15 protein-coding genes are annotated in these 20,365 nt (G+C 41.7%); 6 read left to right on the top strand and 9 right to left on the bottom strand.

Translation table 11 applies throughout. From position 1 onward, the window contains the following. Positions 1 to 72 precede the first annotated feature (72 nt). The gene (locus tag F0145_RS00100) at positions 73 to 3,639 is read left to right on the top strand and encodes a BamA/TamA family outer membrane protein (RefSeq protein ID WP_150086038.1); all 3,567 of its coding nucleotides are present in this window, start codon (positions 73 to 75) and stop codon (positions 3,637 to 3,639) included. Positions 3,640 to 3,665: 26 nt separating this feature from the next. Beyond that, a complete protein-coding gene (locus tag F0145_RS00095; RefSeq protein ID WP_150086037.1) occupies positions 3,666 to 4,253 on the top strand; it encodes a phosphoglycerate mutase family protein in 588 nt (195 codons plus the stop codon). A 351-nt stretch (positions 4,254 to 4,604) separates the two neighbouring features. Here F0145_RS00095 and F0145_RS00090 read toward each other — a convergent pair whose 3' ends face one another. The 5 genes from F0145_RS00090 to F0145_RS26035 all read right to left on the bottom strand — a co-directional run bounded on the left by F0145_RS00090 (position 4,605) and on the right by F0145_RS26035 (position 10,249). After that, positions 4,605 to 5,480 (bottom strand): TraB/GumN family protein, encoded by an 876-nt coding sequence (locus tag F0145_RS00090; RefSeq protein ID WP_150086036.1) that lies wholly within the window; start codon positions 5,478 to 5,480, stop codon positions 4,605 to 4,607. Between the two features lie 116 nt (positions 5,481 to 5,596). Beyond that, positions 5,597 to 6,343 carry a DUF3784 domain-containing protein gene (locus F0145_RS00085; protein ID WP_150086035.1) on the bottom strand — a complete coding sequence of 249 codons (747 nt, stop codon included), beginning with the start codon at positions 6,341 to 6,343 and terminating at the stop codon, positions 5,597 to 5,599. A gap of 235 nt (positions 6,344 to 6,578) precedes the next feature. Next, positions 6,579 to 7,136, bottom strand: a complete 558-nt coding sequence (locus F0145_RS00080; RefSeq protein WP_223815745.1) for a hypothetical protein — start codon at positions 7,134 to 7,136, stop codon at positions 6,579 to 6,581. Between the two features lie 623 nt (positions 7,137 to 7,759). After that, the gene (locus F0145_RS00075) at positions 7,760 to 9,922 is read right to left on the bottom strand and encodes a PKD domain-containing protein (protein WP_150086033.1); all 2,163 of its coding nucleotides are present in this window, start codon (positions 9,920 to 9,922) and stop codon (positions 7,760 to 7,762) included. A 183-nt stretch (positions 9,923 to 10,105) separates the two neighbouring features. Next, positions 10,106 to 10,249 (bottom strand): hypothetical protein, encoded by a 144-nt coding sequence (locus F0145_RS26035; RefSeq protein ID WP_190277433.1) that lies wholly within the window; start codon positions 10,247 to 10,249, stop codon positions 10,106 to 10,108. A 638-nt stretch (positions 10,250 to 10,887) separates the two neighbouring features. Between F0145_RS26035 and F0145_RS00070 the strand changes: the two genes are divergently transcribed. From F0145_RS00070 to F0145_RS00055, 4 genes are all read left to right on the top strand, one after another. Then, positions 10,888 to 11,526: a hypothetical protein gene (locus tag F0145_RS00070; RefSeq protein WP_150086032.1), complete on the top strand. Its 639-nt coding sequence runs from the start codon at positions 10,888 to 10,890 to the stop codon at positions 11,524 to 11,526. Then, on the top strand, positions 11,523 to 11,819 hold the full coding sequence (locus F0145_RS00065) for a winged helix-turn-helix domain-containing protein (RefSeq protein ID WP_150086031.1): 297 nt from the start codon (positions 11,523 to 11,525) through the stop codon (positions 11,817 to 11,819). Before F0145_RS00070 ends, F0145_RS00065 begins: the two co-directional genes overlap by 4 nt. Positions 11,820 to 12,049: 230 nt before the next feature. Next, positions 12,050 to 13,294: a DUF4153 domain-containing protein gene (locus F0145_RS00060; protein ID WP_150086030.1), complete on the top strand. Its 1,245-nt coding sequence runs from the start codon at positions 12,050 to 12,052 to the stop codon at positions 13,292 to 13,294. Between the two features lie 500 nt (positions 13,295 to 13,794). Then, positions 13,795 to 14,541: a DoxX family protein gene (locus tag F0145_RS00055; protein WP_150086029.1), complete on the top strand. Its 747-nt coding sequence runs from the start codon at positions 13,795 to 13,797 to the stop codon at positions 14,539 to 14,541. 112 nt (positions 14,542 to 14,653) lie between these two features. Here the strand turns inward: F0145_RS00055 and F0145_RS00050 are convergent, their stop codons facing one another. The 4 genes from F0145_RS00050 to F0145_RS00035 form a co-directional block, all read right to left on the bottom strand. Next, a complete protein-coding gene (locus F0145_RS00050) occupies positions 14,654 to 16,435 on the bottom strand; it encodes a T9SS type A sorting domain-containing protein (RefSeq protein WP_150086028.1) in 1,782 nt (593 codons plus the stop codon). Between the two features lie 977 nt (positions 16,436 to 17,412). Further along, positions 17,413 to 17,973, bottom strand: a complete 561-nt coding sequence (locus F0145_RS00045) for a DUF2911 domain-containing protein (protein ID WP_150086027.1) — start codon at positions 17,971 to 17,973, stop codon at positions 17,413 to 17,415. Positions 17,974 to 18,083: 110 nt separating this feature from the next. Continuing rightward, positions 18,084 to 19,484, bottom strand: coding sequence for an RtcB family protein (locus F0145_RS00040; RefSeq protein WP_150086026.1), 1,401 nt, complete (start codon positions 19,482 to 19,484; stop codon positions 18,084 to 18,086). A gap of 120 nt (positions 19,485 to 19,604) precedes the next feature. Then, complete coding sequence (locus tag F0145_RS00035; protein WP_150086025.1) at positions 19,605 to 19,979, bottom strand: TM2 domain-containing protein; 375 nt, start codon at positions 19,977 to 19,979, stop codon at positions 19,605 to 19,607. Between the last annotated feature and the right edge of the window lie 386 nt (positions 19,980 to 20,365).

Here is a 20,365-nt window from a genome sequence, read left to right as displayed (position 1 = left end):
CGTTTAAAGAGGCATTAAACCCGCCTCTTTTAAATTCCAATACACGTAACTAAATACTGAAACGCTAAAAACATGTACCTGCCACTTTCTAAATATGTACAACTATTAGTATATATTTGTATTACTATTCCGGCTTTAAGCCAGGCACAAACCCCCAATATACCGGCCTCACCCAACAGCGAACTAACTTACTCGGTAATTGTAACCGGCAACACCGGCGAAGCAAACGCTAAGCAAATAGTTACCCCTATTCTTAGCCAGCTTTTGCCGGCGGCCGGTAAAAATAGCAGTGTTGTCTTTATTGGCAATCCGCTATATCCCCAAACCTTGCCCGACAACCAAAAAGAAAACCGGGCAACCGAAGAAAACAAGCTTAAAGAACAACTGGCGCCCTTAAGCAATTACGAGGGCAAAGCCATGATTATACCGGGCGCACCGGGCGGTAAAACCGACCGCGACGATAAACCTTACCAACGCCAGGAAGCATTTATTGCAACCCACCTCCAGAACGAAAAAATATTTGTACCCGAAGGCGGCTGCCCCGGTCCGCTGGAAATACACATTAACCAGGATATTTTACTTATTCTGCTGGATACCCGCCGGCTGTTGCCCGGCAACGAAATAACCGATGAGTTTAGCACCTGCCCCGCAACCCGACCTTCGCAGGTGGTGGCCCTGCTCGATGATATTTTGCGCAATTACGACGAAAAGCAGGTTATAGTGGCGGCCAATATTCCGCAGACTATAAAACCAATGGAGTATAAATACCTGCGCCGCAATTTTGCCCAGTTTTTTAAGCAGCATCCTGGTCTTATTTACATCGAAAATAATGGTACTGCCCTGCGCCACAGTTTTTCCGATAGCATTCATTATGTTTCGGTTGGCAATAAAGCAGGTCAAATAAAATTACCCAAAGGCGAAAAGGAGCTGTTCGCGGCCGATACAGCCGGAGTAGCCCGCGTAAATTTTTATAAAAACGGTGAGGCCTGGCTCGAATTTATTACGGCGGCCAACCCCGGCAACACCACCGGTCAGGTAGCTTACCGCACCCTGCTCATGCGCAAACCTACCCAAGCCATGATAACCGCCAGCTTAAAAGGTCAGCATTTTAATTACGCCGATAGTGTTAAAAGCGTTAGCGCCAGCACCGATTACATAGCCAGCAATTTCCGGAAGTGGCTCATGGGCGAAAATTACCGCGAAGAATGGGCCACTAAAGTACAACTGCCTTATTTTGATATTGGCCAAGTAAAAGGTGGCCTGAAAGTAGTGCAGCAAGGTGGCGGGTTTCAGACCCGGTCGTTGCGCCTCGCCGACTCTACCGGGCGCGAATACGTGCTGCGTTCCGTAGAAAAGTACCCGGCGGCGGCTCTGCCCCGGCCTTTGCGCAAAACCATTGCGGCCGATGTGGTGAAAGACCAGATTTCTGCTTCGCACCCTTATGCCCCGCTTACCTTGGGTAGTTTGGCCGATGCCGCCAAAATATACCACACCAATCCGCAATATTTTTACATCCCCGACGATCCGCGTCTGGGTAAATACCGCGAAGGTTTTGCCAACACAGTAGGTTTATTTGAAGAGCGGCCGGACGAAGACCAGTCGGATGCGCCGCATTTTGGTAATTCTAAAAATGTAAAGGGCACCGAAAAAGTACTCGAAAACCTGCAGGAAGACAACGACAACAAAGTAGACCAGAAATCGGTGGCGCGGGCCCGATTATTTGATTTTATAATCGGCGACTGGGACCGCCACGACGACCAGTGGCGCTGGGCCAGTTTCGAAAAGCAAGGCGAGAAAGGCGATATTTTCCAGCCTATTCCGCGCGACCGCGACATGGCTTTTTTTATAAACCAGGGCGTAATTCCCAATATTGCCAGCCGTAAATGGTTGCTACCTAAAATTCAGGGCTTCGACGATGATATTCGCGATGTAGCCAGCTTTAACTTTAATGCCCGCTATTTCGACCGCACTTTCTTAACAGAACTTTCATTAACTGATTGGCTGGAGACGGCCAACGATCTTAAAAATTCTATTAGCGATGCTGAAATAGAAAAATCTATTAAGCAACTGCCCGCACCAATATTCCGCTTATCCGGGCCGCGCATTATTTCGGACCTGAAAGCCCGCCGGGATGCCTTACCCCGCGATGCCGTTGATTATTATAAGTTCCTGGCCAAAGAAGTAGATGTAGTCGGCAGCGATAAATCTGAATTATTTTTGGTAGAGCGGCAAGACGATGCGCACACCAACGTTACGGTGCGCAAAATCAGTAAATCCGGCGATTTAGAACAAGTTATTTATCAGCGCCAGTTTAAAACCGCCGAAACAAAAGAAATCCGGTTGTATGGTTTGGGGGGCGAAGATGAGTTCCGGATATCAGGAGAAGTAAACAAGGGTATAAAAGTGCGCATTATTGGCGGCGATGATAAAGATAAAATTACCGATAATTCTAAAGTTGCCGGCCTCTCTAAAAAAACCTACGTGTACGATACCCGCGCCGAAAACGAGTTTAAGTTTGGGCCGGAAACCAAAAACCTGACTTCTAACCGCGAAGAAGTAAACGCATACGACCGCAAAGCTTTTGTGTACGATTATTTTGGTCCGCTGGGCGCCATAGAATTTAACCGCGATAACGGTATACAACTCGGAGCCGGGGCTTTAATTAAAACCCAGGGTTTTAAAAAAGAGCCGTTTGCGGCTTCCCACCGAATAATAGGCAAATACGCGCTGCGCACCAACTCGTACCGCTTTACCTACGACGGCTATTTTACCCATATTATTAAAAAATTCGATTTACAACTAAACTTCGATGTTCGGGCGCCTAATTTTAATACCACCTTTTTTGGCTTAGGTAACGAAACCCAGTACGACGAGGATAAAGAAGAAATTGATTTTTACCGTTATACATCGCGGCAATATTATTTTAATGCCATGCTGGGCCGCAAAATTGGCAAGAGCCAGACCTTGCTGTTGGGTCCATCGTACCAGCGCATAAACCTGAACCTTACGCCCGAGCGGTTTATTACCAATTTTGCCTGGGAGCAAGAGGGCAACTACAATTTATTTGAAGCTAAAACGTACGGTGGTCTGGAATTCAGGTACCAGCTAGATACCCGCGATAAAGCCAGCCAACCTACCAAGGGCGTTTATATTGCATTAGGTCCGGGCCTGTATAAAGGTTTGGGCGGAGATGCTTCTGATTTTAACCGGTTATCGGGCGAGGTTAGTTTATACCGTACTTTCCGGGTACCCGTGCGGCTTACCCTAGCCAACCGCACAGGTGCCGCTAAAAACTACGGCGATTACGAATTCTTCCAGGCAAACCGCCTCGATGGCTTATCTAACCTGCGGGGTTACCGTCAAAACCGCTTTGCCGGGCGCAGCAGCTTTTACAATAACACCGAGGCTCGCCTGAAATTATTTAACTTCCAGACTTATTTATTTCCGGGCTCAATGGGTATCCTGGGCTTTCATGATATTGGCCGGGTGTGGGAGAAAAACGAGAATTCTAAAAAGTGGCACACCGGTTACGGGGGAGGCATCTGGATTTCGCCGGTTAATTTGCTGGTACTATCGGCAGAATACGCTGTTTCGAAAGAAAGCCGCATGCCTTTGTTACGGGCCGGTTTCCTGTTCTAAGTTTAATTTAAACCGGCGGCAAAAATATGGCGCATCCAACTGAGCAACTGCATATTTTTCTGGTGCGGCACTACAAGCCTAAGGTTAACCAGCAAGGCTTATTTGATGCCACCCAGGCTACGCAGTTTATTTCGGAATACGATGCGGCCGGTATAGAAAACATTATTAACAAACCCACGGGTTTGCCATTTACCGAAGTAAAACGGGTGCATTGCAGTTTGCTGCCGCGGGCAAAACAAACGGCTTTGGCAATATTTGGTCCGGAAGTGGAACTGGTAGAAGATAAATTATTTAATGAATGCGAACGCAAAATATTATCCTTGCCTTTGTTCCGCTTCCCGATTAAAGTATGGCTAGCCGGTGCCCGGGCCTTGTGGCTGCTGGGCCTGAACAACCAGGGCATCGAAACCTACAAAGAAGCCCAAAACCGGGCTCGCCAGTGCGCCGAGAAGCTGCAACAATACGCCGCACAAGAAAACAAAACCGTACTGGTGGCACACGGCGTCCTGAATATTTTTATCCGGAAATGTTTAAGAAAACTAGGCTGGCAGGTTGTGCGCAAAGATGGCCGGGGCTATTTATCGGTTACCGAACTCGTAAAAGCAGCTCCTTAAAAAAAACCTTCTTTTTATCAGAAATTTAGTTTAATAGCATTATTATTTAGGTACTGCGCTTACATTATCGCGGTCCTGTTGAGCCTGTCTAAATAGCTAACATCCTTATCAAATGCATACTGCGCTTTTAATAAAGCAAAGGCTCTACCTCCCATAGGAGGTATTCTGGAAGAGTCTTATTAGCAAGTAGCCAATAAAATTCTTCCAGGATGACCCCGGTGAGTAGATATTTGGTTGTCATTATTTTATTGTTTTTAAAGTCCAATTTAGATTTATAATGCTGTTATAGATCCTTCGACAAGCTCAGGATGACTACAATATTTTAAGCGCATTCTATATTAGATAATAATATTATTGTGCGGTTGGCACCGGGGTAACCTGGTAACCCAGCGTTCTTAACTGCTGAATTAAACCTTGTTTGTAAAACAAATGCCTGACCCCAACAGCAACAAAACAATTGTTAGCTGCAAATGCTTTATCCAGGATTTGGGTCCACTTGGTGTTCCGCTCTATAAGTAAAGGTGAGTGGGAGGCGCTGCGGGTAATATCTAAGTTTAATTCGTAGTTGAGGTCAAACTTTTTATAGGCACTTACTATCTGGCAACTCGTTGTATCATTGTTGAGCATGCTCTTCATAAAGTGTATGGCGTAAGTAGCGTACATAGAATCTTCTGGTGCACTAAAACGCTTAGCTTCCTGGTGTAGCATTGCATTCTGATTTCCATCTAAAGAGTAAATTTGTTTCTGCTGCTTTATGGCCAATTTCTCAATATAATGATCCATCAACTCCGATAGAACCGGATCGGTATTGCAAAAATTTGTCAAGTACAAGCGGGAGGTAGTTAGCGTTAAAAGCAAAGGATCGAGCTTATAGTAAGAAGAATCTTCCGCCTTATTAACAAAATCAGTAAATATTTGGGCCTGCGCCTGACTCAAAGTTTTCTTCCATCGGTTATAATTCCATAACGGCTGTTCCTCCGGCAGCAACGCTTTAGCTGCAGCCATGCGCTCTTCTACAAATAAAATATTTGATTGCTGCAATTTGCTTACAGCATTGGGTAAAGAATTGAAAAAAAAGGGGCTTACTTCATGAAAAGTACCAAACAAAAAAGATTCGTTTTTACTGCCAGGTTTTGATACTTTCCAGAGAATTGTTTTCGGCATATTCTGCGCCTGCAACACCGAAGCAACCAAAACTAGCGTAAAAACCAGCAGAACTCTTTGCATTATTTTAGTTAATTATTGATGGTACATAACAGTCTGGTATAGCAATAGAAGCACATTTCAAGATGATTAATTTTCTGCTAACCTCAAGCTTATTACCGGTACAAACCCTTAAATTATTATTGAATTGACTGCTGCTTATACTTAATAGCGGGCAAAGCTTTTTTCATTTCTTCTAATAAACTTGTGTTAGATGTTTGCTTCGCTGAAAAATATATTTTCTCCCCATCGGACTTTGTTACAAGAATGTACGGTTTATTATCTGCATTTAAAATGAGCGTTACGATTTCGCCGGTTCCTGTTTTAAAATAACCTTTCTTTACCTTCCCAAGCGCCAACCCATTGGTTTTAAAGGTTATTTTTGGCAGTTGGTTTACGAGTTCAATACTTTGTATTTCAGATGGTGTTAAAGTTTCGCCGTAGCTTCCGCTGAATGCTATTGCCGTTGCGTTGATATTTAATTTATTTTCCTTTAAACCAAAACCTAACAGCCCTATTACAAATATTAGTGTTCCGATAAGAATATAAATACCAACTTTATTGCTTCTTGTGTTGAAACCTATTGCATATTTTGAACTTGTGCTAATAAAATAAATATAAGCCAGAATAGGATAAACCGCCAGAAAAATACCCCCGGCGTTTTCATCTATTAAATAATTTAATATTAATCCGAATACCAGAAAAGATATGCCTAAAAAAACATGAAACTTCCGGAAGTAAGGAATAAATGCTTTGATGTTTACTTTCTTCTGTTCTTCTTCACGCATGGTGTTGTAGCCGGAAAGCAAATATTTCGCATTATTTTCTGTTACAATAAACCCGATTGCAACAAAAAGTATACTCATGCCAATTAATACATAAATCATTTTCTTAAATTTTGTTTCTGGTTTTGAGGCACTTTATTCGGACAAAAAGATCAGGATAAGAAATATTAATTTTTCCTCAAGCCAGTATTCGCCAATTTGGATATTCAGAAAGTCGTCAAATATTTTATAATTGCTTTTGTCTACTATTGCTTTTATTAAATTCATGATATTAATGCTGCCGAACTTTTAGTATATGCAAAGCCTACAGCTGAGCAAGGGTTTGGTATATGCCTTGTTAGGCATTAAAATTCTTTATTTTTAGTGGCGGCAATTTCTCTTTAACGATTTGTTTCAGTTTGTTAAGAGCATCTTCGCCAATTTCTTGCTTTGAAAAGGACCAAGTCGAACTAATCTGCTCCATTAGAATATAAATAGTATTTTCTTCCTCCAAATAAGCTCTAAAATATTCCCATTTAACCTCAGAATTAAATTTTTCAGTTGTAACTTTTATTAAATCCTGATTAAATTCCAATATAAAATCTCCTAGCTGATTAAAATTTTCTTCCGCAACAACCTTCAACTTGGCTTTTTTTTGTTTGTATTTCCGAAACTTAATAAAGTAGTTTATTATGAAAATAGCCCAGGACACGATTAAAACAATATAGAAACCAATTAAATATTCTATGGAGCCGAACACAGATAGTCCAACTAATATAGCAGTCAAAGAAAGTATATAAATGAGTTTATACCTGATACTCTTTAATTCTATGGCTCTAATGAAGTTGAGAAGGAACAAAGCTTGCCGGTATTCTTCTTCAATGGTTTTATTTAATTTAATTGTTTCCAATTTCAAAAATTATTGTTTACTACGCCTAACTTGTTTATAAACGTAAGCGGTGCGTTTATACAGCTAATATAGAATACTAAAAGCAAGTAAGCTATAGCAAACTTCTGTAAATAAGTAATACCAAATAGTAAATTTGCTGTTCCATAAAACGCACCTTTATTTTTGTCATCCTGGAAGGACCTTTTGGTTAGAAAATCAAGAAGGTAATATACCTTTTAACGCTAGTTGCCTGTAAGAACTTCTAAACAATAGATTTTTTCAAAATGACAGAGAGCGTATCTATGGAAGATAGCTTATACTATTTGGTATAATACTTAATATAAGCCTTTATACTAAGTTTTATTAGCTTTTGCACCATAGCCTAAATATTGCAAGCTATAAACCTTCTGAACTAAGGGGCTTGTACCTGGTGCAAATATTGTAGTTTAACTACCAAAATTGTTACTGGAAAAAGAACGAGCAGATATAAAAAAAACCTCCCGGAAACCAGGAGGCCTTAAAAACAAACTGCATGTAAAACTTTTATTAATCTTTATTCTTTACCTTTCTAAAAGAGACTTGTGTAATTTGTTCTCCGGGGGAAAAGAATGAATATTTTAAATTAGCAGGCACGGTGTACCAGGTTGTTCTTATTGTTCTTTGTGGTAGCCGGTGCTGGTGTTGTTTTCGAAAGTATTGGCGGTGCCGGCATCGGCATTGATAATACCGTTTCTCTTTACAAATAATCCGTAGCCGCCGCTGTTACTTATTTTGGAATTAACCACTTTCAGAGCGGCATCGTAGCGTACTGTTACATTAGCTTTTTCGTTAACCCCGCTTAGGTTGGTTTTGCCGCCGTTCATTACGTTTACGTGGTTCATTTCGTTCAACGGACTGTCAGTAGCAATCATGATACCTTTCCAGAAGCCTTTTTGGGCTGTTTTACCGGTAAAAGTAATTTTTTGAGTAGCAGTACCTTTGGCAATAATGTAACCGTTTTCGCGTACATACAAAGCTTTATCGGTAGCAAAGTAGAGGGTTGGAGTAGCGTTAGCAGTTGCTTCCAGTTTTACACCAGAATCGAAGAACAAATCGCCGTTGATGTAGTAACCAGCGCCATCGGTAAAGGCTGCCCAGCTTACTTCGTTATCGAGCGATATTTCACCGCTGGTTTCCACACCATCAAAACCGTTGCTGTTTTTCAGTTTAGAAGCGGCATCTATTTTGTGTACTTGCTCGGCGTAAACAAACAAGGCAGAGCCGGTATTGTTGCTGAAAGTGTTGTTAGCAAAACCGGTAAATTGGGCGTGGCCGTCTTGTACGTACATGCCGTAGCCGCCGCTGTGGGTAAAACTGGAGTTGGTAACTTTTAATTTAGCGCCCGGGTTAAAGCCCGATAATACCAGGTTAGATTTAATAGCCGAACCCATACCAGATAAGTTGCGTTTGCCGGCATACGCTATTTCTACATAATCCATTTCGTTTAGCGGGCTAGACGATATTATCATTACGCCGTTCCAGAAACCAGTTACTTTGTTGCGGCCGGTAAATACAATTTTATTAGCGGCAGTACCTTTGGCAATTAAATAGGCACCGTTGTCTCTTACATAAAAACCGGTTTCGTTCGCAAATTCTAATTTAGCACCGGCAGTAATTTTCACGCCCGATTCTAAAATAATATCTTCCGAAACCAGGTATGAAGCCCCATCGGTAAAAGCAGGCCAGGTTACTTCGTCGTTGTGTTCTACTTCGCCGGCAATTTCTACGCCTTCGTAGCCGTTACCGCCTTTAAATTTAGTAGCGGCATCTAGTTTATGGGCTAAGTTAGCGGCCAGGTACATGGCGTTGCCGCTGTTGTTCGAGAAAGTGTTGTTGGCAAAAGCAGATACCTGACCAATGCCGTGCAGGTACAAACCATAACCATTGCTTTGGGAAAAAGTGGTGTTGGATATTTTCATCTGGCCCGGAATAGTGCCGTGGTAAGATATAACCATACCGGCTTTAATAGCTGAGCCAATACCAGATAAGTTACTGCTGCCCGCATAATTTACTTCTACAAAATCCAGCTCGTTGGCCGGGTTGCCCGAAATAACCATAATGCCTTCCCAGTAACCTTTGGTTTTATCTTTACCGGTAAATACAATTTTGTTGGTGGCCGTACCTTTGGCAATTAAAGCGCCGTTTTCGTTAATGTAAATACCTTTATCGGCATCTGCTTCTATTACTACCCCGGGCATAATGGTTAATTTGGCATTCACCAGCAAGTTTTGGGTAAGCCGGTAATCGGGTTTAGTAGGGTCGGCTACTACGTTGGTTAGCACTATATCTTGCTCAATGGGCTCGTTCAGGTTAATATTGCCGCCAGTTGGCGCAGTTACCGTAATTTTTACTTTGTCTTTGGCCGATCCGGTGCCGTTCGAAACCGATACTTCCAGTTCATATTCGCCGGCTACATCAGGCGTAAAAGTTGGTTTAGCCTGGTTGGCGTTGGTAAGCGTAGCGTTGCTGGTAGCGGGTTTGGTAACAATGGCCCAGCTATAAGTTAAAGTTTTGCCTTCACTATCAGTAGAGGCGCTGGCATCTAAGGTAACCAAAGTACCCAGGTTAATGGTTTGGTCGTCGCCGGCTTTGGCTGTAACGGTGGTAGCGGGTTTTGGCTCCGGCTTATCTTCTTCGCAACTGGTTAAGGTGGCCATAACAGCTACCAGCAGCAGCATTAAAGTTTTTACCGAAAAATTAAACTGGGCCAGGTTGTACAGGCGGAGCCGGTTATTTGCTGGGGTAAAGGCACTTGGTAGGTTTTTGGTTTTCATAGTTTTTGTTAATAGGTCAGGTGTTTTTTTAGGTTAGGAAAAAAGGTTTGGCAATAAAATTTTAAGAAAAGCATTTTAGCTACTTTCCGGTTTGTAAGTTCTTTAAGTGATTGGTTTATGTCAGGGCTTGTATTTATATGGGCAAGGCCGAAATAAATAATAACTGCCCGCAGCTTATTGGCTTTAGCGCACGCGGGCAGTTATTAAAAGAGGCCTTAAGTTTCTGGCCGGCGAAGTAAAATTCCGGTAAATAACAGAAATGCTTTCCTGGCAGCAGTGTACCCATTCCAGGGCACTCAGGTTAAAAAGGTTGGTAATAGTTTTCATAGTTTTATTTTGGCTAATGGGTCGGGTAACTCTGGTACTGGCGGCGGCTAAACCCAACAACTAACAGCGTGGTTTTTGCCTTCCTGCTCTACAAAGTAGCACTAACAAGAAGCCGTAATCAATTTTAATTGGGTAAATGCCGGAATATTAGTCCTGAACAAGCCAAATAAGAACCTGAATGCTGCTGCTATTTTATTCGAACTACTTAAACCTGGCTTTGGTGGTTGGTTATTCTAAGCAGATACCTCCTCCTCCAATTTTGAAACTACCAAAGCATGCCGCAAGCCTAATTTTACGCCAATAAATATTTATCGCATTGTATTTCAGATACTTAATATCAACCTAAAACACCCACAATTGTCATTCAGGAGGAACCTATTTGGTTATCTGCAAAACAGGTTCCTCTGGAATAACAGCGATGGGTTGCTTAAACGCCGTAACAAACGCTTTTCTCTTTATTGCAATCAGGTAAGCATCTTAATAACTTCCGCTGTATAATGGCTGCGCTTTTCTTAAACTACTTTCATCTGAAATTTTCCTTAATTCCAATTAATAAATAAAATATTCTGGCCGAAACATTAGGTTATCGGGTTCGTTATTTTAACTTTGCATTACAAAGTACTTTAAAACATTTACTAATGGAACACAAGCCCGATCCCCTGGAAACATTAACCGATATCAGGTCGATGATGGAGCGTTCTTCCCGGTTCATTTCCCTGAGCGGTTTATCGGGCGTTTTTGCGGGTATTTTTGCTTTATTGGGTGCAGCTGCGGTAGCTATCCGGTACCGGTTGTCGTTTACCATGGAAGAATATTACACCCGGGCCACCCTTAGTTCGGGTATTCCTGATGCTGAGTTTTTTATTTACCTGTTTACTGTGGCCATCCTGGTGTTGGTAGCCTCGGTATCGGTGGCTATTTTTTTAACCACGCAACGCGCCCGCAAACATAATTTGCCTATTTGGGATAGAACCGCGCAGCGCGTAGTCTGGAATATGTTTATACCGCTCTCGGCGGGCGGCATTTTTTGTTTAGTATTGCTAGATCACGGTATATTTACGCTGGTAGCGCCGGCTACCCTGTTGTTTTACGGCTTGGCACTGCTTAATACCAGCAAATACACTTACCCCGATTTACGGTACCTGGCTTTAAGCGAAATTTCTTTGGGTTTACTCGCCTCTTTTGTAGTTGGCTACGGGTTGTTTATCTGGGCCATTGGGTTTGGGGTACTGCATATTTTTTACGGTGCGCGCATGTACCAAAAATACGAACGATGAACTGGGTTGGCGAATTAAATAAAGCATTTGAAAGCAGAATTCGGTTGGGTATTATGTCGGTTTTAAGGGTGAATGACTGGATGGAATTTACAGAACTGAAAGAAATTTTACAGGTAACTGATGGCAACCTGGCCAGCCATTTATCGGCTCTGGAAAAACTGGATTTTATTCAGGTACGCAAGCAATTTATTGGCAAAAAACCAAACACTTCTTACGCGGTAACCACTTCCGGCCAACAAGCTTTCGACCAACACTTAGATGCGCTGGAGCAGCTCATTAAAACCCGGGAGTAAATTATTATGCATTACTAAGAAATTTATGCGGAACGAAGCACAATGGCAGCAGTAATATTTAATTGGTGGATGTTCGCAAATATTCCAGATTAACCATTGATGCTTTTATAAAATATACAGAGCACTATTTTTTTGATTATATACTTTGAAATACAAAGTACTTTAAGACAAAAAAATTTAAAAGTACATAACTCAGAAACCCGAGAACGAAAATATTAAACTACAACATCATGGAAAACGAAATATTAACCCACTTAAACCAACCGCAACAGTTAGAGAAACTGTACCGGCAAAACAAATCGGCTTTTAAAAAAGCTTTTAGCGCTTTATACCCCGAACTGAGCGATAATTCGCTGGCCCAATTCTGGCACGAAAGGCTGCACTACGAAACCGATGAAATTTATTGGGGAACGCGACGGGATTTGCAATTCGTAATTATTGCCGCGCTGGTAGCCGGTATTCTGGCCAAAATACCGGCAATATTTTCTCTGGACGAAGAGTTTTTTTACCCGCGTAATATAGGTTTTATCGTTTTCCCGTTGCTTACCACCTACTTTGCCTTAAAAAGCCACCTAGAAATCAGGAAAACCGCTTTAATTATTGGCGTAACGGTAATTTCTTTAATTTATATCAACTTCCTGCCTAATGTAAAAAACAGCGATACCTTAATTTTGTCCTGCATACACCTGATCTTGCTTTTGTGGGCAATGTTAGGCTTTGCTTATGTAGGCAACCAACCGGGCAATCTCCAAAAACGGCTTTCTTTTTTACGGTACAACGGCGACCTGCTGGTTATGTGTGCGCTGCTGTTAATTTCAGGCGGCATTCTTACCGGTATAACCATTAACCTTTTCGCCATTATTGGCTATAAAATTGAAGAAATTTATTTTCAATATGTGGTAATTATGGGCCTGGCCGCCTTGCCTATTGTGGGCACTTACATTACCCAAACCAATCCTCAACTGGTTAATAAAATATCGCCGGTAATTGCTCGCCTGTTCAGCCCGTTGGTTTTAATTACCCTGGTTGGTTACCTGGTAGCTATTATTACTTCGGGCAAAGACCCTTACAACGACCGGGAATTCTTAATTATTTTTAACGCGCTGTTAGTTGGGGTAATGGCTATTATTTTGTTTTCGGTGGCCGAATCTGCTAAAAACAGCCAGCGCCAAACAGAAATAATTATTTTGTTTTTGCTGTCGGTAGTAACGGTAATCGTGAACGGTATTGCCCTATCGGCCATTTTATTCCGGATTTCCGAATGGGGCATTACGCCTAACCGGGCCGCAGTAATGGGTAGCAATATTTTAATATTAATAAATCTGCTGTTGGTAGCCATAAAGCTTTGGCAGGTAATTATCCGGAAAAAAGATGTTTCCGAAGTAGGCAAATCTATTGCTTTCTTTTTGCCCGTTTACGCCTGCTGGGCCATCATCGTCACGTTTATATTTCCGGTAATATTTGGGTTTAAGTAACGGAATATACTGCTAAACAGTAACCGTGCTTAACATTTTGTTTTCCGGCGCTTGTCAAAAGCTCTATAACCGCCTTATAAAGTAATTATACCAATATTATACCATTATCAAATTGAAGATGCGCCTTAGTTTATTTTCCAATATTTTCTAAAGCATACCCACGCAACCCGGTCATTCTGAAAGAATCTTATTAGCAGGTAACCGTTAAGATTCCTCCGGAATAACTACGTTGGGTAGTATGCCCTTGTATATTTAAAAGCGCAGCAATCATTTTATTTTGGTATTGCGCTTAAAATATTGTAGTCATGTTGCGCCTCCCGATGTAGCTGAATCTACTTTTATTTGGTTGTAACAGATCCTTCGACAAGCTCAGGATAACCCAGTAGTAAACACCTAAGCGTAAGTTTCGAATTACAAAACATCTAGTAGCTATTTTCTATAAGCGCAATATTAGCGGCAATTAAAGCCGATTTAAAACATAAAAATAAATACATAGCAAAATGCTGAACAAACTTGAGCAATATTATTATGAAGCAAAAGGGAATAAATGGTATGGCTACTTTGCTGTTTTTTGCCGTTTGAGCTTAGCTATTGCGTGGGTAATTTCAGGATTAATAAAAATTAAAGGCGAACGCTTTGCAGCCGGCTTATCGCATAATCACCCATTAGGACAATATTTTGATGCTTTACTCAATACCGGGTATTATTATACATTTATTGGTGTAAGCCAGGTAATAGTGGCTATCTTATTACTCATTCCAAGAACGGCCCTACTGGGTGCCCTTAGCAGTTTTCCGATTATACTAAATATTTGTGTACTGACCTATGCGCTTAGGTTTGAAGGCACGCGTGCCGCAACATTTATGCTATTGGCTAATTCATTTTTATTATGCTGGGACTACAACCGACTTAAATCTATTCTGCCTTTTAAGCAGGTTAAAATTACTGCGAACCCGACAGTTGAAAAACAGCTAGATAACAAATTTCCATTTTTGTTTTTTGGCGGCGTAGTGGCTACGCTGGCAACGGTTGTGTTTTTTAACAATGTTATTTATGATATTCGGCCTGGCAATGAACCAGCGGAATGCTGGAATGGCTGTCCTGGGAATAGTAACCCTAAGGCTTGCGAAGCATTTTGCGATTGTATTCATAACCAGGGCAAACCGCTAAGCAAATGTTTAGCAGATTACGAAAAGGCAAAAGCAAGCGGCAAGACGGCTAATATGCGTACAACACCCAATAAATAAACGGCCGCTAACAGCAGGATTTCTTAAACACCAGTGTTCTATTCCTTTCCCCGGTAAAAGCAAAAAGGCTCGGTTAAAACCGGGCCTTATTATTTCTAACAAAAATATTAGCTTACTTTTTTAATAATTTATGTTGCAGGCGGCTACCATTATATTCTAACACCAACACGTACATACCGGCAGTAAGTTGTTCTAAGTTTTCCAGGTTAAGGGTACTATTGCCACTGTTTAGCTGCACTTGTTTTTTCAGCATGGTATTGCCGGCCAAATTTAGCAGCGTTAGCACCACTGGCGTATTCTCGTTTGTGGTAATATTTAAGGTTACCCGATCGCCGTTGCCAAAAGGGTTGGGCGTGGGGGTTACTACCATTTGGTGATTACTGGTTTTTACAGCAATAACTTTAGAATAAGTGTGCTTTCCGTCGAAATCAACCTGGTTTAGGCGGTAATATAATGTTTTGTTACCAGGTGCCCGTTGGTCTTCGAATCGGTAATTGTTTTTATGAGTAGTAGTACCATTGCCGGCAATCGTGCCAATTTTAATAAAGTTCAGGCCATCGGTGCTACGCTCTACCTCAAATTTCTCGTTGTTTTTTTCAGTAGCCGTAAGCCACTCCAGCAATATATTGCCATTTACAAGCTTGCCTTTAAAGTTAACCAGTTCTACCGGCAACGGGTCTTTATCATCTGGCGTCGGCACGGGGGTAATAATGGCGCTGCAAGCCTCCGGCCGATGTTGTTCCGGCAAAGGTGTTACTACGCTGCGCTTCACTTTACCCACATTTTGCCCCTGGTCAAATATTTTATCGCTATTAGAAGTTGCATCGTAAAATGTAATATCATCTGCTGCATTATTGGCAAAACTCCCCTGCGTACTGGTGTGCCCGGTAAAGTAAAAACTACCCTTGCCGTTAACAGCGTTGTTGTTTTTAAAATCAGAGCCTTGTATATAACCGTTGTTTATAATTCTGCCGTTATTGGTAATGCTGTTATCTGAATTCTGCGAGGCAAGTATTAAACCGGCATTTTCCAGGGTGGTGTTATTTATAATACCGTGCTTCGCCACTACCGTACAATAATTTATCAGCCCAGCCGCACTATTTAAAGTTAATGTTCCGCCATTAATGGTAAATACCCCAAAGTTCTCTATACTACCGTTAATAGAAGCATTGCCAGCACTACTCGATAAATAACCGTAGTTAATAATTTTACCGGAATTTAAAGTAAAGCCGCCCGTTTTTTGAATAATGGTACCATCGTTGGTTACTTTAGAATCGCTACTTAAATTAAATCCTTTATCATAATTTAAAGTAGCACCGGTCATGTTATTAATATATGATTGCCCGTTAAAATTAATGCTGCCATTAAAAGTAACTTCTTTAAAATTGGTAAGGGTAAAGCCGGTTGCCGTATTCAGAGTGCCTATAACAACCAACCCGTAGTTGGTAAAGCCAAAATTAGGTGCAGCATTAAGGTTACCAATATTAACAGCCCCATAGTTACTAATTTTAAAATTAGATGATGGGTTAAGATTATTAAGATTTACGGAACCGCAATTGATTACTTCGCCCGCCACATTCTGAAAATTTTGCGGTTTAAAAGTAGCCGCAGCATCCACATATATTCTGGCATTCTTGCCAAGTTCGGATATATTGCCGGTAAAATTACCTTTAAAAACGTAAACCTTGTTGCCGTTTATTTTATAATCTCCTTGTCCGCCATTAACTACTGTTGCATAAGCCGGGAAATCCGGGCATTCGGCTAAGGCAATTTTAGGTAAAAACACCAAACCAATACTTACCAAAACAAATAAGCTTAGTATTGGTAACAAAGCTTTAAAACCATGTTCCTTTTTAGTACTTAATAAATATTTACTTTGAGTAGACAGCTTCATAATGAAAATCTTAATTTATAAATGGCAATATTATCTTTGGTATTAGCAACAAATATTTAATTTGTTTAAATTTTAATTTCTCCGATACAATTCGATACAAATATAGAAACATATATAATATACTATATATATTTTATCTATTTTTATTTAAATTTATTTTTTACATGATATTAATGCATAAAAGTTTAATTACATTTTACAATTGTAATTATAAATATATCGGCACTAAATTTTATTATAATTATATTTTAAGGCTAGATTAGGCCGAAAGGCAGAATTGAGCTTGTATAATAATATTTACAAAATACATTAATAATGCGGGAGGCTACTAAAATAATACTTATCAGGAATGCTCCTTAACGATATTCCTTAAACAGTCTGGTCTTTCTGTTTATCTTTTGAAAGATTCTATCTTTCAATGCAGAAGTGCTAACTAAATATATAAGCCTAAGTTAGCTCCCGGCCGCAGGGCCCCGTTTGGTCATTCGGGCTGTCTAAGCTTGTTTTCCTCCTCCGTCGGAATGCTTCGCACCACAACCTTAGAAGAGCATCTTCCAGAAGGCCCTCACTGTCCAAACTGCTGTCGTTTGCCAGTAGCTGCTGCTTTTCTAAGTCTCAATCACTATCAGATATTAAACCTCCCGAACAAATCTAATGCGCAACAATACGGTTCGGCCGAACTCCTTCCCTAATTTAGGGAAGGTGCCCGGAGGGCAGAAGGGTTAATCTATCCCAGAAGAAAAGCCGCACCAGTGAAGCTAAAAAGGCCTTTAGTAGCACCCAATAACAAAGCGCCTTGAATAGACAACAAAGAACCTTTACTTTAAAATAATGCCTGTTCAGCCTTCCTATGCAATAATGATTATACCAATTGGTATTACTCACGTTTAGCTATAAAAAAAAGCGCTAACCAAATAATTGATTAGCGCTTTTTTATGTTTAAAATATTTATACCACTTACATATGCTTATGACAGCTTAAACACCACCCGCCGATTTAACATTAAACGGTACGGCAATATTTCCCCACAGTAAAGTAATTACCCCGGCATTTTTACCTTTAGGCGCAACGGTTATTTTAAAGCGTTCGTTGTTTTCTTTGGAGGTTGTAGGTTTCACTTTTACGCGTAGCGCATCCTGGGCCTGGTCGTATTTAAAGGCACCCCATTGGTCGGCAGTCTTGTTCAGAATAATTACCCACTCGTTTTCGCTAGGTAAAGTAAAAAGAGAGTAAGTACCAGCTTTTACCGCCTGGCCTTCGAGGGTTACGTCTTTAGAAAAAGTAATTTTGGTAGCAGCATTGGCTCCGGTACGCCAAACTTGTCCGTAAGGGGCAATTTCTTTACCAATGGTACGGCCTTTTACGCTTGGCGAGCTGTAATTAATGGTTACGTCGGCGGTGCCAATTTTACCGCTAACCGTGGCCGGCGGACTGGCAGGAGCTTTATTTTCCTGGGCTACTGCCATAAAAGAACAAAGCATTACCAACCCCGCAAGCAGGCCGGTTCTAAAAAACTGAAAAACAGAAATATTGGTCATAGCGCTTAAATTTTTGGTGTGTTAAACAAATATCGTTTTTTATTTAAATATATTGTACGAATTATACTTAATATTTGGATTACCCGATTCCAGATAAAAGTATTGACTTATTACCGGTCCATGCGCACAATTTTGGGCGTAAAGGTGCCGAGCACTTCTACCAACTCGGCCTGGCTGGCCATTACGTGGTGAATATTTTTATAGGCCATAGGCGCTTCGTCGAGGCCGCCGCCAATTAATTCTATCCCGTGCTGGGCCAATATTTCTTTTACATCTTTGGCCGAAATCGTATCCATGGCCTGCCGCCGCGACATTATACGCCCCGCCCCGTGCGAGGCTGAATAAATGGCTTCTTCTACGCCTTTGCCCCGCACAATAAAGCCCGGCGAAGTCATGGAACCCGGAATAATGCCCAGTACCCCTTTGCCGGCCGGCGTAGCGCCTTTGCGGTGCACAATTACTTCCCGCCCATCACCTAACTTTTCTTTCCAGGCAAAGTTGTGGTGGTTTTCTATCATGGTTAAAGGTTTTTCGCCGAGGGCTTTGCTCAGGCGCTCGTGGATGTGGTGGTGGCAAGCCGAAGCATAATCGCCGGCCAAGGTCATGGCGGCCCAATATTCCTGCCCTTCTTCCGAATCTAAATCGAGCCAGGCCAAATGCCGAGCGTGCGGTGGCAATTTGCGGTTTTGCGTAGCTAGTTTGGTATAATGGTTGGCAATGGAAGCGCCTAAACCCCGCGAGCCGGAGTGCGACAACACCGCCAAATAATGGCCGGCTGGTAAATCAAATTCGTTTTGCCCGCTGGTAAGTTCGGCAATGCCAAATTCTACAAAATGGTTACCCGAGCCGGAACTGCCTATCTGATCACGGGCTTTAGCTTTATTGGCTTTGGCTACCGCTATTTCTTTAAACTCATTCCGGTCGAATATTGGGTCGTCCATCGGTTTTTCGAAACCTTTGCCGGCGCCAAAACGGGTGTTGTCGTTTAGGAATTGCTTTAGCTTGGCTTTGTCCCGGTCCAGCACCTGCACCGGCAAATCGTACAAGGTCAGGCACATACGGCAGCCAATATCTACGCCTACGCCATACGGAATTACCGCATTTTCGGTGGCCAGTACCCCGCCAATGGGCAAACCGTAACCCTGGTGGGCATCCGGCATTAAGGCTCCGGCGACGGTTACGGGCAAACTCATGGCCGTTTCCATCTGGAATACCGCGCCCGGCTCAATATATTCGGCACCGTAGGTTTTAAAATCCAGCACACTTTCGGTTAAGGCAATTTCGCGCAGCTTGTTTTTCTCGGCATCCAGTTCCTGCACCAGCTTTTCCAGTTTTTTGTGGTGCCGGTATTTTTCCGGGTTATGAAACAAGTCGTTCAGGATAGCCAGCTGCTCGTCCTTGGCGGTACTCTTGTAATATTTTTCCATCAGGTTCAGGGCCAAGCCAATTGCTTTGCCTTCGGGATAGCCCAAATCCAGAATATCTTTGCCTTTCAGTTTCTCACGTGCCATATAGCTGCTTTAGCGCTTAATAATTGGTGCTAATTAGCTACGGCATTCGGCGGCGCAGTGTTGGTATTTTAACGATAAGCCCAACTTTATTACCAGAGAAATAAAAAAAAGAGATAAACCTTAATAAAAGCCGGGGCCGCCATTATACAGCCCGCCCACTAAGGCCGCAGCCCGCTGCGCTTCTTTGGCATTATATTTAAAAGTGATGCGCTTGTAATTAATAACATCTACAATGGTACCAATAAAGCAAAAGCCGGCCGTAAGCAGATAAACTACGCCCAAACCAATACTGCCGGTAATAAACCGATGAATACCAGCCGCTCCAAAAAAGCCAATGGCCGCGGTAATTAAAATCAGCATGGGGTCTTTGCGCCGCGACCGGTAAATATTGGTGAACTGCTGGGCCTGCGCATCGTTCATGTTTTGCATAACCGATTGCACAAAAGCCATTTCGTCGGGCTCCAGTTCGGGCATAAAGTTAAATACATTGGCCATGGTGTGTATATTTTAAGTGATTAGGGAAGTTGGTTTAATAAACTTAAATTACTGATTGATAAATATATTTATTAAACCTATATAAATTAGGATTCTGCCTACAAATTTCTTTATACACCAGATTAACCCAAAGTATTTTTATTAAACCGGCCAAAAATATTGCCTTTCTGGTTACTCAAACTGCGTTGTTGTTACTAAAATATTCAAACATAATCCCTGCTTGCTTACTAAGTGATATTACACCAGATTTTCTTTTAAATAATTTACAAGTCTAAGGAATTCAAGGCTGTCATTCAGGAGGAAATTATTTGGTTACCTGCAAAATAGGTTCCTCCTGAAGGACAAATGTGGGTTACTTGAACCCTACCTTAGTAATATTTACCAAT

Source organism: Adhaeribacter rhizoryzae (assembly GCF_008629685.1).
GTDB lineage: Bacteria > Bacteroidota > Bacteroidia > Cytophagales > Hymenobacteraceae > Adhaeribacter > Adhaeribacter rhizoryzae.
This window is presented reverse-complemented; position numbering and strand designations above follow the sequence as displayed.

Bases quoted from the DNA above. Each gene is read 5' to 3' on its own strand.
- F0145_RS26035 (WP_190277433.1), bottom strand. From the start codon at position 10,249: ATGAAAACTATTACCAACCTTTTTAACCTGAGTGCCCTGGAATGGGTA.
- F0145_RS00055 (WP_150086029.1), top strand. From the start codon at position 13,795: ATGCTGAACAAACTTGAGCAATATTATTATGAAGCAAAAGGGAATAAA.
- F0145_RS00070 (WP_150086032.1), top strand. From the start codon at position 10,888: ATGGAACACAAGCCCGATCCCCTGGAAACATTAACCGATATCAGGTCG.
- F0145_RS00065 (WP_150086031.1), top strand. From the start codon at position 11,523: ATGAACTGGGTTGGCGAATTAAATAAAGCATTTGAAAGCAGAATTCGG.
- F0145_RS00075 (WP_150086033.1), bottom strand. From the start codon at position 9,922: ATGAAAACCAAAAACCTACCAAGTGCCTTTACCCCAGCAAATAACCGG.
- F0145_RS00085 (WP_150086035.1), bottom strand. From the start codon at position 6,343: ATGATTTATGTATTAATTGGCATGAGTATACTTTTTGTTGCAATCGGG.
- F0145_RS00090 (WP_150086036.1), bottom strand. From the start codon at position 5,480: ATGCAAAGAGTTCTGCTGGTTTTTACGCTAGTTTTGGTTGCTTCGGTG.
- F0145_RS00050 (WP_150086028.1), bottom strand. From the start codon at position 16,435: ATGAAGCTGTCTACTCAAAGTAAATATTTATTAAGTACTAAAAAGGAA.
- F0145_RS00045 (WP_150086027.1), bottom strand. From the start codon at position 17,973: ATGACCAATATTTCTGTTTTTCAGTTTTTTAGAACCGGCCTGCTTGCG.
- F0145_RS00095 (WP_150086037.1), top strand. From the start codon at position 3,666: ATGGCGCATCCAACTGAGCAACTGCATATTTTTCTGGTGCGGCACTAC.
- F0145_RS00100 (WP_150086038.1), top strand. From the start codon at position 73: ATGTACCTGCCACTTTCTAAATATGTACAACTATTAGTATATATTTGT.
- F0145_RS00060 (WP_150086030.1), top strand. From the start codon at position 12,050: ATGGAAAACGAAATATTAACCCACTTAAACCAACCGCAACAGTTAGAG.
- F0145_RS00035 (WP_150086025.1), bottom strand. From the start codon at position 19,979: ATGGCCAATGTATTTAACTTTATGCCCGAACTGGAGCCCGACGAAATG.
- F0145_RS00040 (WP_150086026.1), bottom strand. From the start codon at position 19,484: ATGGCACGTGAGAAACTGAAAGGCAAAGATATTCTGGATTTGGGCTAT.